Here is a 13,754-nt window from a genome sequence, read left to right as displayed (position 1 = left end):
GCACGGTCCTGCGGTGACGGGCGCGCAGCCGTCACCGGCAGGCGGAAGAGGCGAGGATCACGTCGAAGCGGCGGGCGCGGACAGCCGACGGGTGACTGCGCACGGCCGGCTCCCCTCGGTCGACATGGCTCGGCACGGCGCACCGGGCGGCGGGCCGTGCCGCGAGTCTAGGGAGCGGCGCGGCCCGGGCGACAGCGAATTAGCCGGCCGGCTGGAGGAGGTCCCAGCGGTTGCCGTACAGGTCCTCGAAGACGGCGACCGAGCCGTACGGCTCGTGGCGGGGCTCCTCCAGGAACTTCACCCCGGCGGCCGACATCCGCTCGTGGTCGCGGGCGAAGTCGTCGGTGTGGAGGAAGAATCCGACCCGGCCGCCGGTCTGGTTGCCGATGGCGGCCTCCTCCTCGTCGTTCTTGGCGCGGGCGAGGAGCAGCCCGGCGTTCCCGAGGCCGCCGACGCCGCCGGAGCCGGCCGGACGGACGACGACCCAGCGGGTGCCGTTGCCCCGGTCGGTGTCCTCGACCAGCTCGAAGCCGAGGGCGTCGGTGTAGAAGGCGATGGCCTCGTCGTAGTCACGGACGACGAGGGTGACGAGTGCGATGGACGGCATTACCCCAACGTAATACGCGGAAAGCACGGCGACCCACCCGCACGACCCCGCGTCGCGCCCGCCCCGACCCTCGACCCGAGGAGGGTCCGTACGAGGGTCGGGGGAGGGACCCCCCGAGGGTCCGGGGGCCACCGCCGGGGGCTGCGACAATCGGCCGCATGGACGTGCGGGAGTTCGAGGAGCTGGTCGGGCGGGCGCGGGAGCTCGCCGGAGAGGGGCGGCGGATCCTGGGGATCGCCGGGCCGCCCGGGGCCGGGAAGTCGACGCTCGCCGGGCGGCTCGTCGAGCGGCTCGGCGGGCTCGCCGTCCTCGTCCCCATGGACGGCTTCCACCTCGCCGGGGCCGAGCTGGCGCGGCTCGGGCGGGCCGACCGCAAGGGCGCGCCCGACACCTTCGACGCCGCCGGGTACGCCGCCCTGCTCGCCCGGCTGCGCGCACCCGAGCCGGGGACCGTCGTCTACGCGCCCGCCTTCGACCGGGCCCTGGAGGAGCCGGTCGCCGGCTCGGTCCCCGTGCCGGCCGGAACCCCGCTCGTCGTCACCGAGGGCAACTACCTCCTCCACGACGGCGAGGGGTGGGCCGCCGTCCGGCCGCTCCTCGACGAGGTCTGGTACGCCGACCTCCCCGACGCCGTCCGCGTGCCCCGGCTCGTCGACCGCCACGTCGCCTTCGGCCGCGGCCGCGCCGACGCCGAGGCCTGGGTGCGGCGCTCCGACGAGGCGAACGCCCTGCTCGTCGCCCGCAACCGCGACCGCGCCGACCGCGTGGTGAACATGGGGCCCTGACGGCCCCGAGGAACACCGCAGGGGGAGACGTGAACGAAGTCCTGTACGGCGAGAAGTCGTGGAACCCACTGGCCCGCACGGTCGAACTGACGGAGGAGGGGCTGCGGCGCGGCGGCCGCCTCACCCCGCACGCCGAGCTGAACCTGGCCGCGACGGCCGAGGCGTACCTGCGCGGGCAGTGGCTCGGCGGCGGCGGGTCCGAGCGGGCCCTGACCCGCCTCGACGACGGCCCGGGCGTCGTCCCGGTCGTCCGCGTCACCGGCACCAGCACCCCGCTGAAGGTGCGGCGGGCCGCCGCGTTCGCCCACGAGCTGGGGCGCCTCGCGGTCCGGCTCAGCGGCGGGCCCGAGCGGGTCGCCGAGCTCGCCCGGCGCGCCGGGGCCGAGGGCGTACCGCTGTGGATGGCCCGCCGCACCGCGCCCGGACCCCACGGCGACGTCACCGTCGCCGTCGACCGGCGGCTCGTCCGCGTCGACGTCTGGGGCCCGCACGCCCCCGCCGTCCGCATCCGGGCGCCGTACGGCTTCCACCCGCAGGAGCCCCAGCCGTCCCGCGGCCTCACCCTCACCGTCGGCGACGTGACGGCCGAGCTCCGGCTCACGCACAAGAAGCTGCGGAGGTCGAAGAGCGTGGTGGAGGCCGAGTTCCCCGGGCCGGCCTCGCCCGTCGGCCGGCTCTGGGAGCTGCGGCGGCACGGCGCCACCAGCTCCTGGCTGCTCAGGGACGGCGTCCGCGTCGCCCTCCTGGCCCGCCCGCCGCGCCGCCGGACCCCCACCGTCCCCGGGCAGCTCCTGCTCCCGCTCGGCCCCGTCGGCCACGAGACCTCCGACCCGCTGGACGCCGTCATGGCGCACGCCTTCGCCACCGCGTTCGGCCTCGGCGACACCACCGGGCTCGCCCGCTTCCCCGCCCAGTGGCGCATCAGGGAGGGGTACGAGCCCGTCGCCGTGGACACCGACTGGCTCCGCCCCTGGTACAGCAACCTCGGCACCTCCCGCGCCGACAACGAACCCGGCGGCGGCGACGGCTGGGGCTCCGACGGCGGCGACGCCGGGGACTCCGGCGGGGGAGACGGCGGCGGGGACAGCGGCGGCGGTGGCGGCGACGGTGGCGGCGGCGGTGGTGGCGGCGACTAGTGGCTAGGGTGGCCGCATGAGCGACGACAGCGGGTGGGAGGGGCGGGTCGCCGCCCTCTGGGAGCGGATCGACGACCTCGGCGCCGAGGAGTTCCGGGAGCGGATCGCGGCGCTCGCCGCCGAACGCGGCGACACGGACGCCGCCGCCGTCTTCGAGGTCGGCGCCGCCCACGACTCCACCGGGCAGCCCGTCGAAGCCGTCCGGCACTACACGCGCGCCCTGGAGCTCGGACTGACCGGCCTGCGGCGGCGCCGGGCCGTCATCCAGCTCGCGAGCAGCCTGCGGAACCTCGGGCGGCCCGACCGCAGCGTGGAGCTGCTCACCGAGGAGCGGGCCCTGCCCGCCGAGCGGCTCGACGCCGACGAGCTCGCCCTCGCCCCGGCCGTCGACGCCTTCCTCGCGCTCGCCCTCGCCGACACCGGCCGCGACCGCGAGGCCGCGTCGCTGGCCCTCGGCGCCCTCGCGCCGCTGCTGCCCCGCTACAACCGCTCCCTCGCCCACTACGCCCGCGACCTCCTCCAGACCCGGCACGGCTCCTGACGGCGCGGGACCGCCCGGGGACGGCCGGGGACGGCTCCCGGCTGCGGCGAGTTCGGCGGGCGGCCGGTGACGGCCCCGCCGCACTCGCTACGCTGAACGCGACGGCGACGGAAGGAGGGCAGGCGTGGGGTGGCTGCGCAGGACACCGAAGCGGGACGGCGAGGACGCGCCCCGGGACCCGGAGTTCGCCTACTTCTCCGAGCGGGAGGCCGCGCTCTTCCGCGCCACCGTCCGCGAGGCCTTCGCCGAACTCGGCCTGGAGGTCACGGTCTACGCCTCCTCCGTCCAGGACGACAAGCAGCGCCGCTTCGGCCTCGGCAACCTCGCCGCCGTCTGCCACCGCGACCGGCGCGGACCCCGCGTCTGGCCCGACCTGATCCGCCGGCACGTCACCCTCGTGGTGCGGACCCTGGACGGCCCCTCGGCCCTCGACACGCTGCCGCCCGAGCAGATCCGCGCCCAGCTCTACCCCCGGGTCGTCAACGGCGAGGGCATCGACCCCGGCGCCTTCGGCTACGCCAGGACGCTCGCCCCCGGCCTGTACGAGGTCCTCGCGCTCGACCTGCCCGAGAGCGTCATGATGCTCACCGACGAGGCCCTCGACCGGCTCGGCGACCCCGCCCAGCTGCGCGCCCGCGCCCTGAAGAACCTGCGCGGGCTGCCCGTCGAGGAACACGAGACCGTCCGGGACGCCGACGGCATGTCCTTCGAGGTCGTCGTCGGCGACTCCTTCTACACCGCCAGCCGCGTCCTCGACCTCGACGCCCTCGCCCAGCGGGTCACCGGCCTGCCGATCGGCGAGCACGGCGCCCTCGTCGCCGTGCCCTTCCGGCACCAGATCGCCTTCCACCCCATCCGGGACACCTCGATCATCCCGGCGCTCGGCGCCATGGCCTCCTTCGCCGCCTCCGAGTACGAGGACACCCCGGGCGCCATCAGCCCGTACGTCTTCTGGTGGCGGGGCGGCACGCTCACCCAGCTCAGCGAACACGACGAGGAGCACGGCGAGCTGCGGATCGTCGTCGGCGACGACTTCCAGGACCTCCTCGAACGGCTCATCGCCCAGGGACCGGGCCCGCGCTGACGGGCCGCCGCCCGGTCGCGGCGGCCGGATCCGGCGGGGAGGATGCCGGGGGAGGACCGCCCGTCCGCCACCGCGAAGGAGACCCCATGCCGACGACCGCCTCCGCCGACGCAGTCGGTGACGCCCCCACGCCGTTCACCGCCGACGACTACCGGGCCCGGATGGACCGTGCCGCCGCGTCCGCCGCCGACGCCGGACTCGCCGGGGTGCTCGTCGCCCCCGGCCCCGACCTCGTCTACCTGACCGGCTACCGGCCGACCGCGATCACCGAGCGGCTCACCGTCCTCGTGATCGCCCCCGGCCAGGACCCGGTGCTCGTCGTCCCCACCCTGGAGGCGCCCGACGCGGAGAAGGCCGTCGGCGCGCCCGCGCTGACCCTCCGCGACTGGACCGACGGCAAGGACCCGTACGCCGTCACCGCGCCGCTCCTCGACGTGGACGGGCGGTTCGGCGTCAGCGACAACGCCTGGGCGATGCACCTCCTCGGCCTCCAGCAGGCCCTCCCCGGCACCTCGTACGTCTCCCTCACCGAGGCCCTGCCGATGCTGCGGGCCGTCAAGGACGCCCACGAGCTGGACCGGATCGCGGCCGCCGGGGCCGCCGCCGACCGGGCGTACGGGGAGATCCTCAAGGTGCGGTTCGCGGGCCGCCGCGAGACCGAGGTCGCCGCCGACCTCGCCCGGCTGCTCCTGGACTTCGGCCACTCCCAGGTCGACTTCACCGTCGTCGGCTCCGGCCCCAACGGCGCCAACCCGCACCACGAGGCCGGCGAGCGGGTCATCGAGCACGGTGACATGGTCGTCCTCGACTTCGGCGGGCTCAAGCACGGCTACGGCTCCGACACCACCCGCACCGTCCACGTCGGCGAACCCACCGACGAGGAGCGCCGGGTCCACGACCTGGTCCGCGAGGCCCAGCAGGCCGGCTTCGAGGCCGTGAGGTCCGGCATCGCCTGCCAGGACGTCGACCGCGCCGCCCGCGAGGTCATCACCGACGCCGGGTACGGCGAGTACTTCATCCACCGCACCGGCCACGGCATCGGCGTCACCACCCACGAGCCGCCCTACATGATCGAGGGCGAGGCGCGGCCGGTCGTCCCCGGCATGTGCTTCTCCATCGAACCGGGCGTGTACCTCCCCGGCCGCTTCGGCGTCCGCATCGAGGACATCGTGACGATGACCGAGGACGGCACCGGCCGCCGCTTCAACGCCACCCCGCACGAGATGGCGATCGTGGAGTAGCCCCGCCGGGGCTAACCGTCGGCGAGCACCACCGCCGACTCGCCGCCGAGGCGCAGCAGCCCGTCCCGGCCGGGCGCCTCGACCGGGTTCCAGGCCGCCAGGACCCGGTCGCGGCCGTTGGAACCCAGCGGGATCTCGGCCGGCTCCTCGCCCAGGTTCACCGCCACCCGCACGTCACCGCGCCGGAAGACCAGCCAGCGGCCCTCCTCGTCGAAGGCGGCCTTCACCCCGCCCAGGTCCGGGTCGGTGAGGTCGGGGAGGGTGCGGCGCAGGGCGATCAGCTCGCGGTGCCAGGCGAGGAGCCGGCGGTGCGGGTCGCGCTCCCGCTCCGTACGGTCCAGGACCGAGCGGTCCCGGGTCGCCGGGTCCTGCGGGTCGGGCACCTCGCCCTCGTCCCAGCCGTGCGCCGCGAACTCCCGCCGCCTGCCCTTCCGTACGGCCTCCGCGAGCTCCGGGTCGGTGTGGTCGGTGAAGTACTGCCAGGGCGTGCGGGCCCCCCACTCCTCGCCCATGAAGAGCATCGGCACCGAAGGCCCGGTGAGGACGAGCGTCGCCGCGCAGGCCAGCAGACCGGGGGAGAGGGAGGACGAAAGGCGGTCGCCGAGTGCCCTGTTGCCGATCTGGTCGTGGGTCTGGGCGTAGCCGAGGAAGCGGTGGGCGGGGGTGCGCTCCCGGTCGACCGGGCGCCCGTGGTGGCGGCCCCGGAAGGACGAGTACGTGCCGTCGTGGAAGAAGACCCGGGTCAGGGTCTTGGCGAGCGCCGCCATCGGGGCGCGCGCGAAGTCCGCGTAGTAGCCCTGGGACTCGCCGGTCAGCGCGCAGTGCAGGGCGTGGTGGAAGTCGTCGTTCCACTGCGCGTGCAGGCCGAGGCCGCCGAGCGCGCGCGGGGTGGTGGTGCGCGGGTCGGCCAGGTCGGACTCGGCGATCAGGAAGTGCTGGCGGCCCTGCTCCTTCGCCAACTCGTCGACCGCCGCCGACAGTTCCTCCAGGAAGGTGAGGGCCCGGTCGTCGGCGAGCGCGTGCACCGCGTCGAGCCGCAGCCCGTCGATCCGGTAGTCCCGCAGCCAGGCGAGCGCGCTGCCGAGGAAGTACGCCCGCACCTCGTCGGAACCGGCCGCGTCCAGGTTCACCGCCGCGCCCCACGGGGTGTGGTGGCTGTCGGTGAAGTACGGCCCGAAGGGCGGGAGGTAATTGCCGGAGGGGCCCAGGTGGTTGTGGACCACGTCCAGGACCACGCCCATGCCGAGGCCGTGCGCGGTGTCCGTGAAGCGCTTCAGCGCCGCCGGGCCGCCGTACGGCTCGTGGACCGCCCACGGCGCCACCCCGTCGTACCCCCAGCCGTGCGTCCCGGGGAACGGGCAGAGCGGCATCAGCTCCACATGGGTGATCCCGAGCCCGGCGAGCTCCCCGAGCCGGGCCGCCGCCGCGTCGAGGGTGCCCTCCGGGGTGAAGGTGCCCACGTGGAGCTCGTACAGGACCGCGCCGCGCAGCCGCAGCCGGGGCGGCTCGTGGAGCCACGTGTGGGCCGTGTGGTCGACGACGGCGCTGAGCCCGTGCGGTCCGTCCGGCAGCCTGCGGCCGCGCGGATCGGGCAGGACGGGCCCGTCGTCGAGCCGGAAGCCGTACCGGTCGCCGTCGGCGGCCGGCACGGTGCCGGTCCACCAGCCCTCCCGCAGGGCGTCCCGTTCCAGGGGGTGCCCGGCGCCGTTCAGCTCCAGGGTCACCCGGTCGCGGGCGTGCGGCGCCCACACCTCGAAGAGCACGGTGGTTCTCCTCGCAGACGGCGATACGGTCGATCGGTACGGCCGGCGTCACGGCCGGTGGATCACTCCCATCCTGGCAGTCAGGACCGCGACGCGCCCGGCGCGTCCCACACGTAGTCGATCTGGCGCTGGAAGTTGACGTACCCGGCGCGGGCGAAGGCCGCCGCCATCGGGACGTTCCCCAGGTCGGTCGCGGCCCGGACGCGCGGCACGTCCTGCGCGGCGAGGATCCGGGTGCCCTCGGCGAGGATCTCGTCGATGTGGCCCTTGCCCCGGTGGGCGGGGAGCACGCCGATGTAGGCGATGATCGGGTTGTAGTTGTTGCGGGCGGGGATCACGAAGCCGACCGGCTCGCCGGTGCCCGGCAGTTCGGCCACCCGCCACCACTCGCGGGGCGTGGTGTAGTGCGGGAACTCCTCGTCGTAGTGCCGCTCGGCGGCCTCCCGCAGCGACAGCCCCTCGGCCAGGTCGGCCTGCCCGTGGGCGTCGAGGGTGCCGTCCATCACCGGCGTCATCAGGGCGAGCAGGTCCTCGCGGTCCCGGACCGGCCGGAACACGAGCCGGCCGGTGGGCTCCGCGATCGGCGTCCCCGCCCGCCACTCCAGGCGCAGCCGCTCCACCAGCGGCCGGGCGCCCGTCTCCGCGAGCAGCGAGAGCAGCAGCTCGACGCGGTCGCGGGTCTCCGGCACCTCGCGCCAGTCCGGCGGCAGGTAGCGGTTGAACTCCGGCGGCACGGTGCCGGCCGGGACGACGGCGGGCAGCGCGGCGGCGAGGAGCCGCCGGCCCACCTCCTCGGCCTCCCCGGCCGGGAGCTCGGGGGCGAGGTCGAAGAAGTCGAGGGCGAGCGGCTCGCCCCCGTCCTTGTCGGTCCACCAGGCGATCCGGCCGAGCAGGCGGCCGTCGCGGAGGGCCACCCACATCCAGTCGGGGCGGCGGCGGCCGGAGCCGAGGTCGTCGGCGAGTTCGTCGTCGAGCGTGTAGGCGAGGCCGAGGAAGAGGTCCAGCTCCTCCGGCCCGGTGAGCGGGCGGACGACGAGGTCGTCGGTCATGCGGTGGTTCCCCCAGGGGTACAGGTGAGCGAGCCCGCAGACCGTAACAGCGATCCCGGGGAACGGCCGCACGGATTTCCGCGTCCTCATGCTCGTGCGGGAGGCGCACGGAAGCGGTGACGGTCCTGGTACGGAGGCTTCTGGACAGTGCGGCCCGGCCACGCGGACAATCACGGTGTGACGACCCCTTACGAGCCCCCCGCGCACGCCCCCCGGCTGACCGACGCCGAGCGGGACCGTGCCCTGGGCCTGCTCCGGGAGGGCGCCGCACAGGGACGTCTCTCGCACGACACCTTCCTCTTCCGGATGGAGCGGGCGCTCCAGGCCCGCCGCCCCGACGAACTCGACGTGCTCACCGCCGACCTGCGCGGCGAGGGCACCTGGACCCGGCGGGTGGTCGGCGCGGTCGAGCGGATGTCGGCGTTCACCGCGCGCATCGGCCGGGCCTGGCACTCCGAGCGGCTCCCGAAGCTGCTGCTGCCGCAGCCGGGGCCGTACCCGCTGCGCATCGGCCGGGACCCGGTGAACGGGCTGCGGCTCAGCCACGAGACCGCCTCCCGCCTGCACGCCGAACTCTCCCTCCAGGACGGACTCTGGGTCCTGCGCGACCTGGGCTCCACCAACGGCACGACGGTCAACGGCCGCCGCGTCGTCGGCGCGGTGGTGGTGCGGGCCGGGGACGTCGTCGGCTTCGGCGAGATGACCTTCCGCCTGTCGGTCGACTGAGCCCGCTCCGGCCTCCGGCCGGCAGGCGCCCCGGTCCCGCCCCCGGCGTCCACCTGTCGGTGGGCCGGTCCCGCCTGGGCCGTCCGCCGGTCGTGCCGGGCTCGCGTCGGGCTCGCGTCGGGCGTCCACCTGTCGGTGGGCCGGTCCTGCCCTGGGCATCCGCCGGTCGTGCCGGGCTCGCGTCGGGCGTCCGCCGGTCGTGCCCGGCCTGCCGTCACCGTCCGCCGGTCGTGCCGAGACCGTTCCGGCCGTTCGTCCACCGGTCGGCCGAGGACTTGTTCCGGGCCTGGTCAGGGCCGTGCCGCTTCACCCGATCGGCGGTACGCGACGAGCGCCGCGCCCCCGCCGGTGATGGGCTGGGGTGACCCACCGCCGACCGACCCGACCCTGGGGGCACGATGCGCGACGACCGGACCCCCGACCCCTCCCGCACCCCCCGCGTCACCGGACTCCGGCGGCCGCCGGCCATGGCGCCCGGCGGGCGGACCGGCGCCGCCGCGCCCGGCCGGGTGCGGAGCGTCGCCGACCCGGCGGCCGGGGCGCCCGTGCCGCCCGGCGGCCGGACCGTCGCGCCCAGCCCGCTGGACCCCGGCGCGGCGACCGATCCGTACCCCGTCTTCCGGCGGCTGCGGGAGGAGTTCCCGCTCACCTACGACCCGCTGCTGCGGGCCTGGGTGCTGAGCCGGTACGCGGACGTGGCCACCGCCCTCACCGACGCCCGCTTCACCCACGGGCACCGGCCCGGCGACCCCGCCTGCGCGCGCGCCCACGTCGACGTGGACCTCGCCGAACTGCGGTCCGTCGCCGAGCGCACCGCCCACGTCCTCGCCCGGCGGATCGCCGACCGGCCCCGCGCCGACCTCGTCGCCGACTTCTGCCACTGGCTGCCCGCCGGGACCGTCGCCGCCGCCGTCGGCGTCCCGTACCGGGACATGATGCGGCTGGTCAGGGGCCGGGCCGCGACCGCCCTCGCCGGCGAGTGCGGCGGGCAGATCGCCGTCCGCGAGAAGGCGCTGGCCTCCTTCCTCGGCAACGTCCTCACCGATCCCGACCAGGTCGCCGCCCTGCGGGACGCCCCCACGGCCCTGGTGGCGCGGGCGTGGTCGGAGTCGCTGCGCCGCGACCCGCCGGTGCAGATCGCCGTGCGGCGCACCCGCGAGGACGTCCCCGTGAGTGGCGGGATCCTGCCGGGCGGCTCCTCGGTGGCGCTGCTCGTCGGCGCGGCCGGACGGGACCCGGAGCGGTTCCGCGAGCCGGACCGTTTCGACCCGCTCCGTGACGACCCCGGCCAGCTCACGTACGGCTCCGGCTTCTGCCCGGCGGTGATCCTGGCCGGTCTGGAGGCCGAGTACGGCCTCCGCGCGCTGTTCGAGGCGATGCCCCGGCTGCGCCTCGCGGACGGCTTCCGCCCGGTGTCGACCGGTCTGATCACCCGTGCCCCGCGCACCCTCGACGTCCTGCCGAACGGCTGAAACGAGACCCCCGCGGCGCTGCTAGGGTGACGTGCGCTCGTCAAGCGGGCCATTCTGCATGGCTCCCTGCCGAGCCCTCTGATGAATCACGTCCAACGGGGAAGAAACACGTGAAGCTTCGTCATGCCCGCGCGATCGCCGTCTTCGGCATCGCCGTCCTCGCCCTCACCGGCGCCCGCGGTTCCGGTGGCGGCGGTTGCGACAACAACAGCTCCGGTTCGAGCTCCAGCTCGGGTGGCGGCGGCAGCCACAGCGACAGCGACAGCAGCAGCGGTTCCGGGGGCGTCTCCGTGCCCGGTGGCGGCGGCAGCGCCGACAAGGCGGTCCGCGACATCACCATCGACAAGTGCGCCTACGACGCCGCCACGAAGAAGCTGACCGCCAGGATCACGGTCAAGAACGACGGTTCGCTGGACTACGACTACAGCGTGACCATGAAGTTCACCGGCAGCGGCGCGGTCACGAGGACCGCCTTCAAGGCCGGCATCGCGGTCACCGCGGGCTCCTCCGTGGAGGCCGAGCTGACCACCCCGTACCTGGGCAGCGGCGACGGTTCCGAGTACACCAAGTGCGAGGTCGACCGCGCCAGCCGGATCTGATCCGAGGCGGGCGGGGCACCGGCCGTGCGCCGGTGCCCCGCCCACCTGTGCTCCGCCCCCGCCTCAGTGGTGCGGCCGGTAGGAGTCGGACTGCGTCGGCGGCGCGTTGTGCACCGCGAAGGAGTTGTACGACACCCGGTCCATGGACGCCTGAAGGCGCGCCCGTTCCTCGATGCGCAGGCCCTCCGCGGTCTCCGTGTCGGACCGGCCCCGGCGCAGCAGCACCACGATCAGCGCGGTGACGGCGCCCCCCAGCGCCCCGAACAGCAGCATCAGTGCCATCGTTCCCCCTTCTCGTCCCGTCAGTATGCGGTCACTCCGTGATCCTCGCGAGGAGGGCGACCGGACGGTCGGCGAAGAGCTCCGCCAGCTTCAGCTCGCTCTCCGGGCCCCCGGTGAACTCCCTGACGCCGTCCAGGACATCGGCCCACCGTCCCTCCGGCAGCACCAGCTCGGTGTCCCGCCAGCCGCCCGCCTCCGCGAGCCGCAGCGACAGCCGGGTCACCGCCGTCACCACCTGCCCCCCGCGGGCGAAGGCCAGGCAGTGCGCGGCCGCCGGGCCCTCGGCGACCAGCGGGGTGTGGCCGCCGCCGGGACCGAAGGCCGCCGGGCGTTCGCGGCGCAGCCCGAGGGCGGCCCGCACCAGCGCCGTCCGGCCGTCGTCGGGACCCGGCTCGTACGGCGCGCGGTTGTCGGGGTCGACGAGTGCCCGGTACTCCCGCTCGGTGGCCTGGTACAGCTCCGGCACGCCCGGCATGGTCAGCTGCACCAGGGCCGCGCCGTCCGCCTGGGCCCGGATGTGCGGCTCCAGGGCGAACGCGGCCTCGGACGCCGCCCGCAACGGCACCCGGCCGGGCCCGGCCGCCGTGAACTCGGCCACCGCCCGCTCGTACGCCGGGTCCTGCTCGGTCCAGGACGTCCGCAGCCCCTCCTCCCGCACGGCCTTGAGCACCGCCGGGCCGATCCGGTCCGGGTCCGGGGCGCCGAAGCCGAAGGCGGTCTGCCACACCGTCCACGCCAGGTGCGGGTCCGGCACCGGGACCCCGGCGACCTCGGCCAGCAGACCGGCCCACACGTCCGGGCACTGGGCGAGCACCGCGATCGCCGCCCGCACGTCCGCGCTGCGCTTGGTGTCATGGGTGGTGAGGACCGTGCCGGTCGCCGGCCAGTCGCGGGCGAGCCGGGCGCAGGCCGCGTGGAACTCCTCGACCCCGACGGCCGGCCGGCCCGGATCCCCGCCGACCTCGTTGGCCGAGAGCAGGGGCGCGTACCGGTAGAAGGCGGTGTCCTCGGTGGACTTGGCCCGCAGCGCCGAGGACGTCTGCGCGAACCTGGCCCGGAACCGGCCGAGTTCGGGGGAGTCGCCGAGGAGCAGCTCCCGTACGGCGTCCACCGCGGCGGCCTCCTCCGGGACGGCGAAGGCCGCCCGCGCGCCCCGGACGACCTCGGGGGTGAGGAGGCGCCCGGCGTCGCCGGCGTCGTAGGGCCGGTAGACCGGCACGCGGACGAGGAGCTCCTCGATCGCGGTCCGCAGCGCCCAGGGCGCGTGGTCGTGGTGCTCGGGCCGGGCCGCGCAGAGCCGTACCGCCTCCCGGGTCAGCCGGTTCGTCTCGGCCGCCAGGTCGTGCCGCACCACCTCGTACGCGGCGCGCCGGGCGGTCGCCTCCCACGCCCCGCCCCGGTCCCCGGCCCGGCCGGTGAACGCGCGGTACAGGTCGGCGAGCTCCGCCGCCCCGGCCGCGTCCGTGAGGACGCCGTCGACCAGGCGCAGTGCGTCGTAGCCGGTGGTGCCGGCCACCGGCCAGGAGGCCGGCAGGGTCTCGTCCCCGGTGAGGATCTTCTCGACGACGATCCAGCACCGGCCGCCGGTCTCCGCCGAGAGCCGCTCCAAGTAGCCCTGGGGGTCGGCGAGTCCGTCCGGGTGGTCGATCCGCAGCCCCTCGATCACCCCGTCGGCGACCAGCCGCAGGATCGTCGCGTGGGTCTCCCGGAACACCTCCGGGTCCTCCACCCGCACCCCGATCAGGTCCGAGACGGTGAAGAAGCGCCGGTAGCCCAGTTCGGTGCGGGCGAGCCGCCACCAGCCGAGGCGGTAGTGCTGGCGGTCGAGGAGGTCGTCCAGCGGCAGGTGCTCGGTGCCGGGCCGGAGCGGGAACTCCTGCCCGTCCAGGCGGAGCACGCCGTCCTCGACCCGCAGCCGGTCCCGCACCTCCGGGAGCCGGGCGGGCAGCACCGGCAGCAGGATCCTGCCGTCCCCGGCGGACCGGTCGACGTCGAACCAGCGGGCGTACGGGGAGTCGGGGCCGTGCCGCAGCACCTCCCGCAGCGCGTGGTTGTGGCGCGGCGAGGCCGCCATGTGGTTGGGCACCAGGTCCACCACCAGGCCGAGTCCGTGCGCGCGGGCGGTCGCGGCGAGCGCCCGCAGCCCCGCCTCGCCGCCCAGCTCCGCCCGGACGGCCCGGTGGTCGGTGACGTCGTACCCGTGGGCGGAACCGGGCACCGCCTCCAGGACCGGGGAGAGGTGCAGATGGGAGACGCCGAGCCCGGCCAGGTGCGGCACCACCCGCTCGGCGGCGGCGAACGGGAACGCGGGCTGGAGCTGGAGCCGGTAGGTGGCGCGGGGGACGACGGGCGGCCCCGGCCGGGCGGACGCGGCGGGCGGCCCGGACGCGGCGGCGGACGGCGTGCCGTCGGACGGGCGGCGGTCGGACGGCGGGTGTGCGGACGGGTTGGGCGTCATGCGAACGTACG

13 protein-coding genes are annotated in these 13,754 nt (G+C 75.8%); 8 read left to right on the top strand and 5 right to left on the bottom strand.

The window, feature by feature from the left end:
• Positions 1-199 precede the first annotated feature (199 nt).
• A complete protein-coding gene (locus IE245_RS21690; protein WP_189950098.1) occupies positions 200-607 on the bottom strand; it encodes a VOC family protein in 408 nt (135 codons plus the stop codon).
• 158 nt (positions 608-765) lie between these two features.
• Between IE245_RS21690 and IE245_RS21685 the strand changes: the two genes are divergently transcribed.
• The 5 genes from IE245_RS21685 to IE245_RS21665 all read left to right on the top strand — a co-directional run bounded on the left by IE245_RS21685 (position 766) and on the right by IE245_RS21665 (position 5,394).
• Positions 766-1,392, top strand: a complete 627-nt coding sequence (locus tag IE245_RS21685) for a nucleoside/nucleotide kinase family protein (RefSeq protein WP_189950096.1) — start codon at positions 766-768, stop codon at positions 1,390-1,392.
• 29 nt (positions 1,393-1,421) lie between these two features.
• On the top strand, positions 1,422-2,528 hold the full coding sequence (locus IE245_RS21680; protein WP_189950094.1) for a hypothetical protein: 1,107 nt from the start codon (positions 1,422-1,424) through the stop codon (positions 2,526-2,528).
• Positions 2,529-2,544: 16 nt separating this feature from the next.
• Entirely contained in the window at positions 2,545-3,069 is a 525-nt protein-coding gene (locus tag IE245_RS21675) for a tetratricopeptide repeat protein (RefSeq protein WP_189950092.1), read from the top strand.
• A 124-nt stretch (positions 3,070-3,193) separates the two neighbouring features.
• Positions 3,194-4,153 (top strand): DUF1444 domain-containing protein, encoded by a 960-nt coding sequence (locus tag IE245_RS21670; protein ID WP_189950090.1) that lies wholly within the window; start codon positions 3,194-3,196, stop codon positions 4,151-4,153.
• An 86-nt stretch (positions 4,154-4,239) separates the two neighbouring features.
• Entirely contained in the window at positions 4,240-5,394 is a 1,155-nt protein-coding gene (locus IE245_RS21665; protein ID WP_189950088.1) for an aminopeptidase P family protein, read from the top strand.
• 11 nt (positions 5,395-5,405) lie between these two features.
• Here IE245_RS21665 and treZ read toward each other — a convergent pair whose 3' ends face one another.
• On the bottom strand, positions 5,406-7,157 hold the full coding sequence (gene treZ, locus IE245_RS21660) for a malto-oligosyltrehalose trehalohydrolase (RefSeq protein ID WP_189950086.1): 1,752 nt from the start codon (positions 7,155-7,157) through the stop codon (positions 5,406-5,408).
• A gap of 80 nt (positions 7,158-7,237) precedes the next feature.
• Positions 7,238-8,206, bottom strand: coding sequence for a GNAT family N-acetyltransferase (locus IE245_RS21655; protein ID WP_189950085.1), 969 nt, complete (start codon positions 8,204-8,206; stop codon positions 7,238-7,240).
• Between the two features lie 177 nt (positions 8,207-8,383).
• Between IE245_RS21655 and IE245_RS21650 the strand changes: the two genes are divergently transcribed.
• The 3 genes from IE245_RS21650 to IE245_RS21640 all read left to right on the top strand — a co-directional run bounded on the left by IE245_RS21650 (position 8,384) and on the right by IE245_RS21640 (position 11,003).
• Positions 8,384-8,932 (top strand): FHA domain-containing protein, encoded by a 549-nt coding sequence (locus IE245_RS21650; RefSeq protein WP_189950083.1) that lies wholly within the window; start codon positions 8,384-8,386, stop codon positions 8,930-8,932.
• 398 nt (positions 8,933-9,330) lie between these two features.
• Complete coding sequence (locus IE245_RS21645; RefSeq protein ID WP_229851431.1) at positions 9,331-10,404, top strand: cytochrome P450; 1,074 nt, start codon at positions 9,331-9,333, stop codon at positions 10,402-10,404.
• 110 nt (positions 10,405-10,514) lie between these two features.
• The gene (locus IE245_RS21640) at positions 10,515-11,003 is read left to right on the top strand and encodes a hypothetical protein (protein WP_189950081.1); all 489 of its coding nucleotides are present in this window, start codon (positions 10,515-10,517) and stop codon (positions 11,001-11,003) included.
• Positions 11,004-11,066: 63 nt separating this feature from the next.
• Here the strand turns inward: IE245_RS21640 and IE245_RS21635 are convergent, their stop codons facing one another.
• Together IE245_RS21635 and treY are read right to left on the bottom strand one after the other, a co-directional pair.
• Complete coding sequence (locus IE245_RS21635) at positions 11,067-11,285, bottom strand: cytochrome c-type biogenesis protein (RefSeq protein WP_189950079.1); 219 nt, start codon at positions 11,283-11,285, stop codon at positions 11,067-11,069.
• Positions 11,286-11,316: 31 nt separating this feature from the next.
• Positions 11,317-13,743, bottom strand: a complete 2,427-nt coding sequence (gene treY, locus IE245_RS21630; protein WP_189950077.1) for a malto-oligosyltrehalose synthase — start codon at positions 13,741-13,743, stop codon at positions 11,317-11,319.
• Positions 13,744-13,754: the final 11 nt, after the last annotated feature.

Source organism: Streptomyces roseolus, from assembly GCF_014649855.1.
In the GTDB taxonomy this organism is placed as follows: Bacteria; Actinomycetota; Actinomycetes; order Streptomycetales; family Streptomycetaceae; genus Streptomyces; species Streptomyces roseolus.
This window is presented reverse-complemented; position numbering and strand designations above follow the sequence as displayed.